The 14,887-nt window shown below is 32.0% G+C and carries 18 protein-coding genes; 8 read left to right on the plus strand and 10 right to left on the minus strand.

The window, feature by feature from the left end; all coding sequences use genetic code 11:
• Positions 1 to 119 precede the first annotated feature (119 nt).
• The 7 genes from BWZ22_RS12100 (at position 120) to BWZ22_RS12125 (ending at position 5,699) form a co-directional block, all read left to right on the plus strand.
• Positions 120 to 404, plus strand: a complete 285-nt coding sequence (locus BWZ22_RS12100; protein ID WP_076700294.1) for an EF-hand domain-containing protein — start codon at positions 120 to 122, stop codon at positions 402 to 404.
• 94 nt (positions 405 to 498) lie between these two features.
• On the plus strand, positions 499 to 660 hold the full coding sequence (locus tag BWZ22_RS16660; protein ID WP_157607957.1) for a hypothetical protein: 162 nt from the start codon (positions 499 to 501) through the stop codon (positions 658 to 660).
• A gap of 132 nt (positions 661 to 792) precedes the next feature.
• Positions 793 to 1,086, plus strand: coding sequence for a ferredoxin family protein (locus BWZ22_RS12105; RefSeq protein ID WP_198027609.1), 294 nt, complete (start codon positions 793 to 795; stop codon positions 1,084 to 1,086).
• A 205-nt stretch (positions 1,087 to 1,291) separates the two neighbouring features.
• Positions 1,292 to 1,729: a ferric reductase-like transmembrane domain-containing protein gene (locus BWZ22_RS12110; protein ID WP_232225162.1), complete on the plus strand. Its 438-nt coding sequence runs from the start codon at positions 1,292 to 1,294 to the stop codon at positions 1,727 to 1,729.
• Complete coding sequence (locus BWZ22_RS12115) at positions 1,726 to 3,531, plus strand: FAD-binding protein (RefSeq protein ID WP_076700298.1); 1,806 nt, start codon at positions 1,726 to 1,728, stop codon at positions 3,529 to 3,531. Before BWZ22_RS12110 ends, BWZ22_RS12115 begins: the two co-directional genes overlap by 4 nt.
• A 127-nt stretch (positions 3,532 to 3,658) precedes the next feature.
• Positions 3,659 to 5,152, plus strand: coding sequence for a CotH kinase family protein (locus BWZ22_RS12120; RefSeq protein WP_076700301.1), 1,494 nt, complete (start codon positions 3,659 to 3,661; stop codon positions 5,150 to 5,152).
• Positions 5,153 to 5,177: 25 nt separating this feature from the next.
• Positions 5,178 to 5,699, plus strand: coding sequence for an EF-hand domain-containing protein (locus BWZ22_RS12125; protein ID WP_076700302.1), 522 nt, complete (start codon positions 5,178 to 5,180; stop codon positions 5,697 to 5,699).
• Positions 5,700 to 5,816: 117 nt separating this feature from the next.
• Here BWZ22_RS12125 and BWZ22_RS12130 read toward each other — a convergent pair whose 3' ends face one another.
• The 7 genes from BWZ22_RS12130 to BWZ22_RS12160 all read right to left on the minus strand — a co-directional run bounded on the left by BWZ22_RS12130 (position 5,817) and on the right by BWZ22_RS12160 (position 12,288).
• Positions 5,817 to 6,506, minus strand: coding sequence for a GNAT family N-acetyltransferase (locus tag BWZ22_RS12130; protein WP_076700305.1), 690 nt, complete (start codon positions 6,504 to 6,506; stop codon positions 5,817 to 5,819).
• The gene (gene miaA, locus BWZ22_RS12135; protein WP_076700306.1) at positions 6,506 to 7,411 is read right to left on the minus strand and encodes a tRNA (adenosine(37)-N6)-dimethylallyltransferase MiaA; all 906 of its coding nucleotides are present in this window, start codon (positions 7,409 to 7,411) and stop codon (positions 6,506 to 6,508) included. Before miaA ends, BWZ22_RS12130 begins: the two co-directional genes overlap by 1 nt.
• Positions 7,404 to 8,270: an ion transporter gene (locus BWZ22_RS12140; RefSeq protein WP_076700309.1), complete on the minus strand. Its 867-nt coding sequence runs from the start codon at positions 8,268 to 8,270 to the stop codon at positions 7,404 to 7,406. Before BWZ22_RS12140 ends, miaA begins: the two co-directional genes overlap by 8 nt.
• A gap of 35 nt (positions 8,271 to 8,305) precedes the next feature.
• The gene (locus tag BWZ22_RS12145; protein ID WP_076700310.1) at positions 8,306 to 9,673 is read right to left on the minus strand and encodes an exonuclease domain-containing protein; all 1,368 of its coding nucleotides are present in this window, start codon (positions 9,671 to 9,673) and stop codon (positions 8,306 to 8,308) included.
• Positions 9,674 to 9,765: 92 nt separating this feature from the next.
• Positions 9,766 to 10,437, minus strand: a complete 672-nt coding sequence (locus BWZ22_RS12150) for a YggS family pyridoxal phosphate-dependent enzyme (protein WP_076700313.1) — start codon at positions 10,435 to 10,437, stop codon at positions 9,766 to 9,768.
• The gene (locus BWZ22_RS12155) at positions 10,437 to 11,327 is read right to left on the minus strand and encodes a 3-hydroxyacyl-CoA dehydrogenase family protein (protein ID WP_076700314.1); all 891 of its coding nucleotides are present in this window, start codon (positions 11,325 to 11,327) and stop codon (positions 10,437 to 10,439) included. The genes BWZ22_RS12150 and BWZ22_RS12155 overlap by 1 nt, the downstream gene beginning before the upstream one ends.
• A 1-nt stretch (position 11,328) precedes the next feature.
• Positions 11,329 to 12,288, minus strand: a complete 960-nt coding sequence (locus BWZ22_RS12160; protein WP_076700317.1) for a Gfo/Idh/MocA family protein — start codon at positions 12,286 to 12,288, stop codon at positions 11,329 to 11,331.
• Between the two features lie 146 nt (positions 12,289 to 12,434).
• On the opposite strand from BWZ22_RS12160, the gene BWZ22_RS12165 reads away from it, so the two are divergent.
• Positions 12,435 to 13,076: a protein-L-isoaspartate(D-aspartate) O-methyltransferase gene (locus tag BWZ22_RS12165; protein ID WP_076700319.1), complete on the plus strand. Its 642-nt coding sequence runs from the start codon at positions 12,435 to 12,437 to the stop codon at positions 13,074 to 13,076.
• 63 nt (positions 13,077 to 13,139) lie between these two features.
• Here the strand turns inward: BWZ22_RS12165 and BWZ22_RS12170 are convergent, their stop codons facing one another.
• The 3 genes from BWZ22_RS12170 to smpB all read right to left on the minus strand — a co-directional run bounded on the left by BWZ22_RS12170 (position 13,140) and on the right by smpB (position 14,775).
• Entirely contained in the window at positions 13,140 to 13,688 is a 549-nt protein-coding gene (locus BWZ22_RS12170; RefSeq protein ID WP_076700321.1) for a pyridoxamine 5'-phosphate oxidase family protein, read from the minus strand.
• Positions 13,689 to 13,691: 3 nt separating this feature from the next.
• Positions 13,692 to 14,252, minus strand: coding sequence for a hypothetical protein (locus tag BWZ22_RS12175; RefSeq protein WP_076700323.1), 561 nt, complete (start codon positions 14,250 to 14,252; stop codon positions 13,692 to 13,694).
• Positions 14,253 to 14,316: 64 nt separating this feature from the next.
• Positions 14,317 to 14,775, minus strand: coding sequence for an SsrA-binding protein SmpB (gene smpB / locus BWZ22_RS12180; RefSeq protein ID WP_076700325.1), 459 nt, complete (start codon positions 14,773 to 14,775; stop codon positions 14,317 to 14,319).
• Between the last annotated feature and the right edge of the window lie 112 nt (positions 14,776 to 14,887).

Genomic DNA, 14,887 nt, shown 5'->3' on the forward strand with positions numbered 1-14,887 from the left:
GTGGGTTACAGATTTAAAGTGAGTATTTACAGAAAAGATAAAGCTATTTACAGAAAACCTAACATTGGTGTTAAAGTAACCACCACCTTTGTATAAAAAATTAATTTAAAATTTTAATAATGAAAACAAAATCAATTTTATTTGGAATAATTGCAAGTGGTTTAATAACTTTTACATCATATGCACAAGAGTCTGGTAATCGTGAAAGAAACCAAGAACCTCCTTCTGTAGATGAAATTTTTAAGGAAATGGATGCCAATGAAGACGGAAAACTTTCAAAAAAAGAAGTTAAAGGACCTCTTAAAGATATGTTTTCTAAAATAGATAGTGATGAAGATGGATATCTTTCTAAAGAAGAGATAAAAAATGCTCCAAAACCAGAAGATAAAAGACCTAAATATTAATTTATATGTGTTTTGTTGCAACTTAATCTGTGTGATGCTTAATGCTGTAAGTTAGATTAAAAGTAAAAGATGAAACAAAATTTAAAATAACTTTATGATACCATTAGTATTAGATAATGAACAGTCTAATCTACTGAATTCTCAGGATGATTTATCTAGTTTTTCAACTATTATTTATACTGTTTTAATTGTCATCATTATTGCAATAGCCGTTGGAGTGGTTTTAAAATTTAAATCAACTGAGGATAAAAAATAAAGTTAAATTATAAAAGCACATTTTTTTTGGAGTGTTTGGTTAATAGCAGAAAGCTTCGTGAGAAATTGCGAAGCTTTCTTTTTTTTATAAAAACCAAATTCATATTAAAAATAGCCATACACTTAAAAGCTATTGCCATTCACAGAAAAGGCTCATTTGGCTTTAAAAATTCCACGAAATTTATTCTCTAATGCTAAAATACGTAACACCATGCCAATAAAAAGTATAAATGGTTGTATAGGTTGTGAAGAGTGCATAAAAAGCTGTCCAACAGATGTTATTCGACTAAATCCCGATTCTAAAAAGGCAGAAATTGTTTATGCCGAAGACTGTCAAATTTGTCATTTATGCAGAATGTATTGTCCGGTTGATGCCATCACCATTACGCCAGATAAATCTATTCCTGTAATAGTTTCATGGGGGTAAAATTAATGTTATCATGAAAACAAAAAGCTATATAGTAAAACTTCTGGTGCTTATTTTCACATTTGTAATAGTGCCATTAATCTTTTATTTCACAGGAAATTTTCCAAGAAGAAGCACTTTGATGGAAACTTTTTCCATATTAACCATTCTGTCTTTTTCGCTACTGTTATCTCAGTTTTTTACTACAAGATTGAATTATAAATTAATGAAGCAAATAAGAATGGTTAATGTTGTAGCCATTCATAGGTTTATAGGATACACTTTCATTTCGGTAATCTTATTGCATCCATTTTTTATCATCATACCAAAGTTTTTTGATAATGGAGTTACTCCAATAGATGCTTTTGTACGTTTAATCACAACGTTTAGTAGTACAGGTGTTATACTTGGTTTAATTGCCTATACCACAATGCTAGTGCTAATGATAACGGCATTTTTTAGATTTAAACTTCACCTTAAATATAAAACTTGGAGAAAACTACATGGGTATTTAACCTTATTATTTGTTTCTGTAGCTACATGGCATGTAGTTAACATTGGTAGGCATAGCAATACTTCATTTACAGTGTACTATGTGCTTATGGTAGTAATTGGCGTGTTTTATTTAATGCGAACCTATTTAACAAAAACCGTAAAAAAATGAAAACAAAACATTCAAATATGTCTAGACGAAAATTTATCACCTTAACAGGAGGAGCAGCGGGGTTTGCTGCTATGGGGGGATTTGGAATGAATACGGATTGGGCTTTAAACAACCCAGAAATTGATGCCAAAACATTAGATAATAATAAGGTAACTACAGATATTTTAGTAGTAGGAAGCGGAATGGCAGGGTTATTTGCAGCAGTAAAAGCACATGATGCGGGAGCCAAAGTTTTAATGGTTTCTAAAGGAAGGTTAGGGGCTTCTGGTCAAACCCCTTTTGCTAAAGGTATTTTTGCGTATGATAAGGATAAAGAAGCATTAAGCATTGATGAATTTGTAGCAAAGGTATCAAGGTCTGCACTTGGAACAAATAATAAAGCCTACACCAAACAATTAGCAGAACACTCTTTGGCAAGGGTAAATGAGTTGAAGGAATGGGGTTTTTTTGAATCGTCTTTGTATAATAAAAGTTTCAGTAAACCTATAGAAGAACGAAACATTCCGGTTCAAGAACGGGTTACCATAACGCATTTAATTAAGGAAGACAATAGAGTAGTAGGGGCTGCAGGTTTTAGTATAGATGAACAAAAAGTACTCTTTTATGAAGCTAAAAGTGTAATTCTATGTACAGGAGCAGGAGGTTTTAAACCAAACGGATTTCCCATAGGCGATTTAACCCATGATGGCACCGTAATGGCATACAATATTGGTGCAAAAGTAACAGGTAAAGAATGGAATGATGGCCACCCTGCAAGATCAGAAAATCCTGCTGCATGTTATGATGGCTGGGGTGATATGTTTGAACAAAAACCTAGTACAACAAGCATTGAAATTAGGCATGATTTGGGTGTAGATATGAATTATATGGCATACGTAAATGGAGGTGCAGCACAAATGGGTCGACCAGGAATGGATAGTGGTAGTAATAAGGTCTCTGGGGGGCCATATAGACCAGAAGAATTTTCAGATCAAGGAGGTCCTGGTGGTCCGCCAAAGGATGGAGAAGAAAGAAAAGGACTTCCGGGAGATGATGATAGAAAGCGTCCACCAAGAAAAGATGGCGAAGCAGCTCCTCCAGGAATGGGAGGTGGTGTTGTTGGAGGTTCAAGTGCAGGTATGGCTATTCATAAGGCTGAAGGATTAGTACCTATTAATGATAAATGCGAATCTACAATTCCTGGTTTATATGCAGCAGGTGATGCTCTAGGATCTTATATGGCAGGAGGTATTTATACCCAAATAGGGTCATCTTTGTCAGGGTCTGCTGTACAAGGGGCTATTGCTGGCGAAACAGCAGCTAAGTATTGTAAAAAGATAAAAAGTTATACCATATCTACTTCAAAAATAGAAAGTATAGAAGAAGAAATTTTAGCGCCCTTAAAACGAGGAGCCGGTTATAGTCCTGCATGGGTAACACAAACTTTGCAAAGTATTATGATACCTAATTTCATTATTTATATAAAAAAGGAAAATTTAATGAGAGCTGCTTTGGCCTATATTGAAGAGTTAAGAGATCAACACGTACCATATTTAAGAGCTTCAAACTTACACGAATTACGTTTAGCTCACGAAACAAAAAACATGGTAATAAGTGCCGAAATGAAATTAAGAGCATCATTAATGAGAACCGAAAGTAGATGCAGTCATTATAGGTTAGATTACCCAGAAATTGATAATGAAAACTGGCAAGCATGGATTAATATTTTTAAAGGTGAAGATGGTAAAATGAAGCTAGAAAAACAACCATTTAACACTTGGGCAACGGCATTAAAAAATAAGGAAATAGAACAGATTAGCTAGTTTACTGAAAACTTAAGCGTGTTCACAGAAAACATAAATATAACGTTAAGTTTTTACAGATATTTGAATTAGAAATAATCATGAAAATAACCGTAAACTAGATATAAATTTTTATTTAACCAGTACTATGAAAAAAAATATAAAACAAATCAAATTACTTTTTGTGGCATTAATATTTGGTGCTACAATAGCAACCTATTACTCTTGTGGCTCTGATGAAAATACTTCAGAAATTATTTCAGATAACGATGATGTCGACGATGACGATGATGATGTAGTTGTAATAGATGATACCGATTTTGAAGCTACAGACTGGACTACAGAAACACATAGTAAAGATGCAGATCCAAACTATGATGAAGTATTTGAAGACGAATCCGTAAAACGAATAGATATTGTTATAACAGAAGAACGTTGGGAAACTATGCTAGATGATATGACAGAAACTTACGGTACCTTTGGAGGTACGTCATTTGGTCCTGGTGGTGGAGGTCCAGGTGGAGGTCCAGGTGGAGTGGGATTAACCGATACTGATACAGATGAAGACCCTGTTTTTGTGCCTGCTGAAGTTTTTTATAACGGTATAGAATGGTACAGAGTAGGAGTAAGATTTAAAGGAAATTCTAGCTTACAATCTACATGGCAAAGTGGTAATTTAAAATTATCATTCAAGTTAGATTTTGATGAATTTGAAGATGATTACCCACAAATAAAAAATCAACGTTTTTACGGATTTAAAAAACTTCATCTTAAAAATAATTATAATGATGAGTCTATGATGAGAGAGAAAGTAGCTGGCGATGTATTTAGAAACGCAGGTTTAGCTGCTTCACGTACAGCATTTTATACATTGTATGTAGATTATGGTGATGGCCCAACATATTTTGGTGTTTATACTTTAGTTGAAGATGTAGAAGATACCCTTTTAGATGATTATTTTGGCGATAATGATGGAAATTTATACAAACCCGATGGTGATGCAGCAAGTTTTGCTTACGGAACTTATGATGAAGATGAATATGTAAAAAAGAACAATGAAGATGATAATGATTTTTCAGATGTACAAAATCTATTATCAGTTTTACATGATAATACTAGAACCACAGATCCTGAAACTTGGAGAGCAAATTTAGATGCCGTTTTTGATACCGATGTGTTTTTAAAATATTTAGCTGCAAACACCGTCATCCAAAACTGGGATACATACGGCAGAATGACACATAATTATTATCTATACAACAATCCAAACACAAATAAATTAACATGGATTCCTTGGGATAATAATGAAGCCTTACAAACAGGAAATATGGGTGGATCATTACCTTTAAATTTTTCGGGATTAAGTAGCAGTAGTTGGCCTTTAATTGGTTATTTGTACGCAGATGATGTTTACAAAGCACAATATGATGCCTATGTTCAAGAGATAGTAAATGATGCCTTTAGCGTAAGCAATATTCAAGCACAATACGCAACCTACTCTGCGTTAATTGAATCTTATGCAACTTCAGAAATAAGAGGTTATACCTTTTTAAATAGCAGTTCAGATTTTTACTCAGCTGTAAGTACTTTAAACTCTCATGTTGTATCTCGTAATACGGCAGTAAGCAACTATTTAAATTAATAATAACAAAATAAAAAATAATACAATGAATTACATTAAAACCTTAACAACAATTTTTTCAATGCTTATTTGTGTAACACTTTTTGCTCAAGGACCTCCAGGTGGTGGAAGAGGTGGAATGCAGGGAGGTAATCAACAAAGAGGAGGAAGACCAGACGCTTCAAAAATTTTATCAATGTTAGATACTAATAACGATGATGTTATTGATAAAGATGAAGCAACAGAAGATAAAAGAGGTAAAATAGCTGAAGATTTCGATGAAATTGACACCGACGATGATGGTTTTATAAATTTAGAAGAATTAGAAGTATCTTTAAGCAATAAAAAAGGGCCAAAAATGATGTCACCGGAAAAACTTATAGAACAGGTTGATGATAATGGTGATGGTACTTTAAACGAGTTAGAAGTTGCTGCAAAACAACAAGAGGAATTAGTAGAAAATTTTGAAGCAATAGATACTAATGATGATAAAGAACTTGATGTAGAAGAATTAAAAGTTTTTTATGAATCAAAAGCAAATAGTAAGAGGCGTAAAAGGAGAAATTAAAAGTTTTGATTAATAGCGTTGAGGGATTTGTAAAATTTAAAATTAATCAAAAAAATATCGAGGGTTGCAACCCTCGATATTTTTAACTTTACACACTTGATGAGATATTGCCAAAATTTAAATGTTTCTTAAGGATTTACTTATTTGCCAAAAAAACATTTTTCTTCTTAATTTAAAACCTAGTTTTTTATACAAATTTATTGGCCCTAAGTTGGTTTCATCTACGTGTAAAAAGGGTGTTTTATTTTCTTTAATTATGTTTTTACAAGCATGAGTTATTAGTTGTTTAGCATATCCATTGCCAGTATAATTGGGGTGGGTAATTACTGCACTAATTTCGGTAAAATGTTTTGTTTTAAAGCGTTCGCCGGCAACTGCAACTAGTTTGTTTTGTTTGTAAATTCCGTAATAACGTCCCAATGAATTAGTTTTCTTTTTAAAAAAGTGTGGATATACTAAACCTACTAAATTCATCAAATCTTTATAATGGGTTTCATTTAGCTCAACAATATTTTCTGTAATAGGTATATTAATTTCATTATAAATAATCATTTGTAAACCTACATATTTCTTAAGGCTAAATGTGTTTGGTAGTTTAGGTTTATCACCAACTATAAAAAAATCATCTAGTAAAAGGGCGTGCTTTTCAATAGCATCTTCCGTGTATTCATTGTTTATAAAAGCTCCAAATGGAGTGAAATCTGGGTGGTAAAATTTTACATTTCCGTAGTTAATACATTCATTAAAATGTGTGTCAGATAATGCGGACCAAACGGGATTATCTAAAGGAGCTTCAGGATATGACATTATTTCAACAAAATATTTAATTCTTCAATAATATTTTTAATAGGAGATTGGTAATCAAACCACAAGGTCTCTTTATTCTTTTTAAACCAAGTAAGTTGCCGTTTGGCAAACCTACGGGTATTTTTTTTAATTTCAGAAATTGCAAAATCTAAAGTCCATTCGCCATCAAAATATTTAAAAAGTTCTTTGTAGCCAACGGTATTTAAGGCGTTTAAGTTTTTATAAGGAATAAGGGTTTCCACTTCTTTTAATAAGCCCATTTCCATCATAATATCTACACGTTGGTTAATTCTGTTATAAATAATGTCTCTATCGGCTGTAAGTCCAATAGTAATAGTTTTAAAATGTCGTTTTACTTTGGCTTTATTTAAAAATGATGAATAGGGTTTACCAGTGCCAATGCAAATTTCTAAAGCGCGAATTACCCTATGCGGATTATCAATTGCAATGGAGTTATAAGAAGCTTCATCTAAATTTTTTAATTGATTTTGAAGTGTTTCTAGACCTCCATTTTTTAGTTTTTCATTTAAATGCTCTCTTATAGAACCATCAACATCAGGGAAATTATCTAAGCCTTTTGTAACGGCATTAACATACAAGCCAGAGCCACCTACCATAATTATAACTGGGCGTTTTTTAAAAAGCGTATCTAATTTTTCTATGGCATCTCTTTCAAAAGCACCAACATTGTAGTTTTCATGAATGGATTTATGGTGAATGAAATGATGTTTAGCTGCAGCCAATTCATCATCATTTGGAGCCGCAGTACCTATTTGCATTTCTTTAAAAAACTGTCGTGAATCTGCAGATATTATTTCTGTATTAAAGTGTTGTGCCAGTTTAATACTTAAAGAGGTTTTACCAATAGCTGTAGGGCCTATTACAGAAATTAAGTAATTAGTCATGATGTAATTTATAACCACATTTATAGCAAAACTTCGCGTCGTCTTTATGCGATTGGTTTAGGCAATTAGAACAACATTGAGAATTAGTAGGAACATTAGGTTTATTAGTCTCAGTGTTTTTATTTGGCTTGTTTGTGTTACTTAGATTGGTGTATTCTGCAGAAACAATGCCTGTAGGAACCGCAATTATTCCGTACCCTAAAATCATAACTAGAGAAGCCAAAAGTTGTCCAAAAGCTGTTTGGGGAGCAATATCACCAAAACCAACTGTAGTAAGGGTTACAATACACCAATACACACTTTTAGGAATGTTGGTAAACCCATTTTCTTCACCTTCTACTAAATACATAATAGTACCCAATATAATAGCTACAATTAAAACCGCAAAAAGGAATACAGATATTTTAGCTCTACTAGCTTTTATGGCGTTAACTAGTTTGTTTGAAGCGCCTAAATATCGGGCTAGTTTTAATATTCTAAAAACCCTTAATAAACGTAATGCTCTTAAAGCTGCTAAGGCATGAACACCACCTATTAAAAGCGAAATGTATTTTGGTATGGTTGATAATAAATCTATAATACCATAAAAGCTAAAAATATACTTAAAAGGTTTGTTAACAGTTACTATTCTAAGAATATACTCTATAGTAAATAGTATGGTTATAATCCACTCTGAAATATTTAAAAATACATGGTATTTATCATCAAAACTTTCAACACTTTCTAGCATTACAAGTATTATACTAGCTATAATTACAAATAGTAGTATAACGTCAAATAGCTTACCTTCTTTAGTGTCGGCTTCATAAATAATTTCATGAAGTTTAGATTTCCAAGGTGTTTTTGTGGAGTTTGCCATGTTCAAAAATAAGAAACATTGTTCAATAAGATTGTTTATTTATCAAATTGAATAATTTTAACTCTTTTATTCTTTCTTAAATAACTTTGAATAATATGTTGCGTATCTCTATTGTTATTCATTGGTGTTATAATAGATTTTAAAATATCTATATTGTTTATTTGATAATTTAGATTGAAAAAACCAACACCTTTAAAAATGCCGTTTTCAATTAAAATAGCGCTACGCTCATCTACATCACGACCTTTGTCTATAATCACCATATTTTTATTAGAATAACTGTTTTTAGATATGAGTAATTCTACGCGTTTGTTGTAAACTTCAAAGGGTTCTTTATTTATGCAGGCACCATTACAAGCTTTTATATCATAATTAAAACAGCTTGTTTTTGTTTTATAAATGCCTGTAAGTTTTTGGCATAATTGATATTTTTCAATTGCATTTAAAATAAAACTTTTACCACTTTGTCGGTTACTAAAAGTTGTAATGGGGTGTTTTCTACCATCTGCAACATCAATTTTTAAGTTAATGTAATTATTTTCATCAACAAAACTATATAAAGCATGAGTAAAGGTTGTTCTGCGTAAAGCTCTGTTAAATATAGGTTTAATGCGTTTTATTTCTTCGCTTTCTTTTAAAAGAGCCACTAATTCGCTACCTGTAGCTTCATAGGTTACAGACCTAACAAGGGCTTGAATTTTTTTTGATTTTGGGTTGGTATTGGTAAAGTGTTGGTTTATGCGTTTTTTTATGTTTTTACTTTTACCAATATAGATAATTTCACCATCGGCTTTATGAATGTAATACACACCTGTTATGGCTGGTAAATCTGCAATAATATCAATATGTCTGGGGTCTAATTGATGTTTAGGGTTGGCTCTTACAGAATTTTTAATGATGTTTTTAGAAGTATCTTTATCTAACAACATTTTAAATAGTTTCACTGTAGCTAGAGCATCTCCCGAAGCACGATGTCTATCTGAAACGGGAATACCTAAAGAGCGTACTAATTTACCTAAACTATATGATGGTTGTCCCGGAATTAAATTTTTAGATAGCTCTACCGTACAAAGCGATTTACGTTCATATTCAAAACCTAAACGCCTAAATTCTGTACATAAAATCCGGTAGTCAAACTGTGCATTATGGGCCACAATAATGCAGTCTTCAGTAATTTCAACAATACGTTTTGCTATCTCGTAAAATTTAGGAGCATTGCGCAGCATATTGTTGTTTATTCCGGTAAGATTAACTACAAAGGGTTGAATATCTTTTTCTGGATTTACTAAACTTATAAACTGATCTACTATCTTATGACCATCATATTTATAAATAGCAATTTCTGTAATGCCTTCTTCATTATACTTACCACCTGTGGTTTCTATGTCTAGTATTGCGTAAATTTGTTAAAAGTTAAAAGTTAAAAGTTAAAAGTTAAAAGTTAAAAGTTAAAGGTTTTTTTATCTACCACTCACCACTCACCACTCACCACTCACTACTCACTATAATTACGAGCTCCAAATATACTACTACCAATTCTTACCATATTACTGCCACATGCAATGGCAAGTTTGTAATCACCACTCATACCCATAGATATAGTTTTTAATTCGCAGTTTTTAGTTTTCAGTTTTTTCAAACTTTCAAATGTTGTTTTTAAAAGATTAAATTCTTTTTCAACCTGCTCTTTTTTATCAGTAAAAGTTGCCATTCCCATGAGTCCTGTTACTTTAATGTTTTTTAAACCTGAAAATGCTTCAGATTGAATTATCTCTGAAGCTTCAGAAGGGTGCATGCCAAATTTTGAATCTTCCGATGCTATTTTTATTTGAAGCAAACAGTCAATAATTCGGTTGTGTTTTTTTGCTTGTTTATCAATTTCGGTAAGTAGTTTAAAATTGTCTACACCATGAATTAAACTTACAAAACTGGCCATATATTTCACCTTATTTCGTTGAACATGCCCAATCATATGCCATTCAATATCTTTGGGTAAAGCATTGTGTTTTTCTGCCATTTCTTGTATTTTATTTTCACCAAAAATGCGTTGTCCGGCATTATAAGCTTCTAAAATATCAGAAATAGGTTTGGTTTTTGAAACGGCAACTAATGTAACGTGTTGGGGTAGGGTAGATTTTATGTTTTTAAGATTGTCTTTTATTTGCATTATTTTAAAAATTGAGCAGCTACTTTTTCGGCTTTTTTATTTTCTGTGTAATCATAAAAACCCTCGCCAGATTTCACGCCTAATTTTCCGGCACTAACCATATTTACTAATAACGGGCAAGGGGCATATTTAGGGTTTTTAAAACCATCATACATAACGTTTAAAATGGAAAGGCAAACATCTAACCCAATAAAATCTGCTAATTGTAACGGACCCATGGGGTGTGCCATTCCTAATTTCATTACGGTGTCAATTTCTTTAACACCAGCAACATTATTGTATAGCGTTTCAATAGATTCGTTTAGCATAGGCATTAAAATACGGTTGGCTACAAACCCAGGATAATCATTAACTTCTACAGGAATTTTGTTTAAAGTTTTAGAAAGTTCCATGATTGTTTTGGTAACTTCATCACTGGTGTTGTAACCACGAATTACTTCAACCAATTTCATTATAGGTACAGGATTCATAAAATGCATACCAATAACTTTATTGGGGTTGTTTGTAACGCCAGCTATTTTTGTAATAGATATTGATGAGGTGTTAGTTGCTAAAATGGTTTCTTTAGAGCAAATCTCATCAAGTTGTTTAAAAATATTAAGTTTTAAATCAATATTTTCAGTAGCAGCTTCAACCACTAAATCTGCATTTTTAACACCTTTTTTTAAATCTGTAAAGCAAGTAATATTTGCTAGTGTTGTAGTTTTATCTTCTTCAGTAATTTTTTCTTTAGCAAGCATTCGGTCTAAATTCTTGCTAATAGTGTCTAGTCCTTTTTTTAAAGAAGCTTCATTAATATCAATTAATTTAACGGTGAAACCACATTGAGCAAAGGTATGAGCAATACCGTTACCCATGGTTCCTGCACCAATTACTGCAATATTTTTCATACTAAAAACTATTAATTATTTGGTTTGCAACACGTAGGGCTTCTGTACCGTCATGAAGTGTTACCACTGGAGTAGAGTTTGTGTTTATAGCATCTGCAAAGGTTTCTAATTCATCTAAAATAGCATTGTTATCTGCTATTTTTGGGTTATCAAAATAGATTTGCTTTTTTACACCTTCGGCATTTTGAAGTACCATATCAAAATCTCCTGGATTTTCTGGAGCATCCTTCATTTTAACTACTTCGCATTTTTTCTCTAAAAAGTCAACAGAGATATAAGCATCTTTTTGAAAGAAACGTGCTTTACGCATTTTTTTAAGAGAAATTCTACTAGCAGTTAAGTTGGCAACACAACCATTTTCAAACTCTAAGCGGGCGTTAGCGATATCTGGAGTATCGCTAATAACAGCTACTCCGCTAGCCGAAACATGTTTTACTTTAGATTTTACAATACTTAAAATAATATCAATATCATGAATCATTAAATCTAAAACAACAGGTACATCGGTACCTCTAGGGTTAAATTCTGCCAGTCTATGTGTTTCAATAAACATAGGCGAATTAATATGGTTTTTAACGGCTAAAAAAGCAGGATTAAAACGCTCCACATGTCCTACTTGACCTCTTAAGCTATGTTTAGCAAGTAGTTCTCTTATATGTTCTGCCTCTTCAACTGTGTTGGTAATAGGTTTTTCAATAAAAATATGTTTGCCTTTATCAATAGCTTTTTTTGCACAATCGTAATGAGAGAGCGTAGGGGTAACAATGTCAACCATATCAACAGCATCAATAAGGGCATCAATAGAGTCGAAAAATTTATACCCAAATTCGGCTTCTACTTTTTTAGCATTTTCTATATCGGCATCATAAAAACCTACTAGGTTATATTTGTTAGATTGATTTAATAGTCTTAAGTGAATTTTTCCGAGGTGGCCAGCACCAAGTACACCAGCGTTTAGCATAATATTTAGGTTTTTAACAAAAATAAGATATTTAGTAGATGAATATAACGATTTACAGGTAAATTTTCCCTCAAAATAAATTCTTAATAAATTATTTTAAGCTTTAAAATGTTTGACTAATTTTAGCAAGCCAAACTTCTTGAAATTTGAAAGATACATTTAAGCATAAAGGATTAAGACAACAATTAGTTAACACTATTAAAGCCAAAGGGATAGCAGATGAAAAGGTTTTAAAAGCCATTGGTAATGTGCCTAGACATTTGTTTATGGATTCTGGTTTTATAGACCATGCTTATCAAGATAAAGCATTTCCAATAGCTGCTAGCCAAACTATATCGCAACCATATACTGTGGCTTTTCAAACCGAATTGCTAAACGTTAAAAATGGTGATAAAATTTTAGAAATTGGTACTGGTTGCGGATACCAAACGGCGGTGTTATGTGAGTTAGGAGCCAAAGTTTATAGTATTGAAAGGCAAAATGAGTTGTTTAAAATTACAAGTAAGTTTTTACCAAAACTTGGTTACAGAGCTAAAAAATTAATTTTTGGTGATGGTTATAAAGGCTTGCCAGAAGAAGCTCCTTTTGATGGTATTATTGTTACCGCTGGTGCGCCATTTGTACCAAAACCTTTATTAAGCCAATTAAAAATAGGAGGTAGGTTAGTAATTCCTGTGGGTGATGATGTTCAAATAATGACGTTGTTTGTTAGAAAAGGACCTAAAGAGTTTGAGCAGCATGAATATGGTGAGTTTAGGTTTGTACCTTTGTTAGAGGATAAGAATTAGGTTTGCTGGGTTTTAGTTGTTAGTAGCTAGAGTTTTATATATTCACTACTCATTCACTATTCACTACTCACTATCTAAAAGCCCCGTATCAAACCCGTCAATACTTTTAGAGTTTTTTTCTTTGCGGTAGTTGTTTAGGCGTTCTTCTCCTTGTTTTTCTGCCCATGCGTTTAATTGATTACGTTCTTCTTTAAAATCCATAAAAGGAACAGCATAACCACATGATGTTTGAACAGATTCAACTTGCATTTCAACTATTTGTCTGGTACCAGGTATTCTAGGAAATAAATTTTTATATTCATTAAATTTAGAGTCTCTCTCATGGTACGCTTTTGCACTACCATAAAGTCTAAGGATAAGTGGTTTTCCTTCAAAAGCGCAGAACATAATCGTCATTCGGTCATTTTTTAATAAATGAGCAGCGGTTTCATTACCACTTCCTGTTAAGTTTAACCAAACAACTTTGTTTTTATTTACAACTCTAAAACTATCTTGTCCTTTTGGCGATAAGTTTATTCTGCCTTCTTTGGCAGCAGTAGCTACAAAGAATATTTTTTGGTTTTCGATAAATAATTTTAATTCTGGAGTAACTTCTGAGAAAAAATCAGACATAAATTATTTTTTTGGTAAGTATTTTTCTGGTATTGGATTGTCTTCAGTTTCTTGTGTCCAGAAAACGTTTAGTATCCACCAGCGCTCACCATCATTCATTAATTGAATACTATTTATACCACGCATAAAAGGTTGTTCATCAGAATTGCTATAAAATGCTTCGTAGGTACTAAATACTTGGGCTATATTTCCAAATTTTTGAACTTCACGGTGTATTTCTTTTTCAAAAAAACCATTTTCAATTAACCATGTGCCAGAGGTTTTTACATAATCACTAGGCGACATATATTTGGCTATATGAACTTTGTTTTTATTTTTACCAGATGGGATGAGTTTAGCATCTTTATGAAAAAGAAATTTGAATTGTCCCCAATTACGTTTTTCGCCTTTTTCACCAGAAATTGTATTGTATAGCGTTTTTATAGTTTTATCTAAGGTAGTTACTTTGGTACTATCTATTCCAAATACTTTTTGTTCCTCCTTATCACCTTTTTTTTCTTTTTTTTGAGCTTGAACAGTTAGTGTGGTAAGTGCTAAAAATAATGCTATAAAAATGTTTTTCATATTAAATTAATTGCTATCACAAAATAAGAATTTTAACAAACTAAAAACGTTAAGTGTTTCTTAATTATTTAAAGTTCTTTTTAATCCTATCAAGGTTACGTTTATTATCGCGGTCTTTAATGGTTTCTCTTTTATCGTATAATTTTTTACCTCTTGCTAGTGCAATATTAAGTTTAGCGTAGCCTTTTTCATTTATAAATAACTTAAGAGGAATAATGGTAAGCCCCGTATTTTGAACCTCTTTTTGTAATTTTTTAAGTTCTCTTTTGTTTAAAAGTAATTTACGTGTAGCTTTTGGTTTGTGGTTGTAGTAGGTACCATGGCTGTATTCTTCAATAGTCATATTAACCACAAAAAGTTCACTACGGTCATTAAACTCGCAAAAACTTTCAGCAATAGATGCTTTACCACTTCTAATAGACTTTATTTCGGTTCCGGTTAACACTATACCAGCCGTATATTTATCTAATATTTCGTATTGAAAGCGTGCCTTTTTATTTAATATGTTAATGTTTTTTTGCATGGAGCACAAAACTACATAAATTTATTATTTATTAGTGTTTAGTTTCATTATCCTTTAATGTCAAATAAACTCAAAATAATAGTTTAAATAAATAGAAATACAATTATTTTAG

The organism is Seonamhaeicola sp. S2-3, from assembly GCF_001971785.1.
Lineage (GTDB): Bacteria > Bacteroidota > Bacteroidia > Flavobacteriales > Flavobacteriaceae > Seonamhaeicola.

Bases quoted from the DNA above. Each gene is read 5' to 3' on its own strand.
- BWZ22_RS12100 (WP_076700294.1), top strand. From the start codon at position 120: ATGAAAACAAAATCAATTTTATTTGGAATAATTGCAAGTGGTTTAATA.
- BWZ22_RS16660 (WP_157607957.1), top strand. From the start codon at position 499: ATGATACCATTAGTATTAGATAATGAACAGTCTAATCTACTGAATTCT.
- BWZ22_RS12110 (WP_232225162.1), top strand. From the start codon at position 1,292: ATGAAGCAAATAAGAATGGTTAATGTTGTAGCCATTCATAGGTTTATA.
- BWZ22_RS12115 (WP_076700298.1), top strand. From the start codon at position 1,726: ATGAAAACAAAACATTCAAATATGTCTAGACGAAAATTTATCACCTTA.
- BWZ22_RS12120 (WP_076700301.1), top strand. From the start codon at position 3,659: ATGAAAAAAAATATAAAACAAATCAAATTACTTTTTGTGGCATTAATA.
- BWZ22_RS12125 (WP_076700302.1), top strand. From the start codon at position 5,178: ATGAATTACATTAAAACCTTAACAACAATTTTTTCAATGCTTATTTGT.
- BWZ22_RS12130 (WP_076700305.1), bottom strand. From the start codon at position 6,506: ATGTCATATCCTGAAGCTCCTTTAGATAATCCCGTTTGGTCCGCATTA.
- miaA (WP_076700306.1), bottom strand. From the start codon at position 7,411: ATGACTAATTACTTAATTTCTGTAATAGGCCCTACAGCTATTGGTAAA.
- BWZ22_RS12140 (WP_076700309.1), bottom strand. From the start codon at position 8,270: ATGGCAAACTCCACAAAAACACCTTGGAAATCTAAACTTCATGAAATT.
- BWZ22_RS12150 (WP_076700313.1), bottom strand. From the start codon at position 10,437: ATGCAAATAAAAGACAATCTTAAAAACATAAAATCTACCCTACCCCAA.
- BWZ22_RS12155 (WP_076700314.1), bottom strand. From the start codon at position 11,327: ATGAAAAATATTGCAGTAATTGGTGCAGGAACCATGGGTAACGGTATT.
- BWZ22_RS12160 (WP_076700317.1), bottom strand. From the start codon at position 12,288: ATGCTAAACGCTGGTGTACTTGGTGCTGGCCACCTCGGAAAAATTCAC.
- BWZ22_RS12170 (WP_076700321.1), bottom strand. From the start codon at position 13,688: ATGTCTGATTTTTTCTCAGAAGTTACTCCAGAATTAAAATTATTTATC.
- BWZ22_RS12175 (WP_076700323.1), bottom strand. From the start codon at position 14,252: ATGAAAAACATTTTTATAGCATTATTTTTAGCACTTACCACACTAACT.
- smpB (WP_076700325.1), bottom strand. From the start codon at position 14,775: ATGCAAAAAAACATTAACATATTAAATAAAAAGGCACGCTTTCAATAC.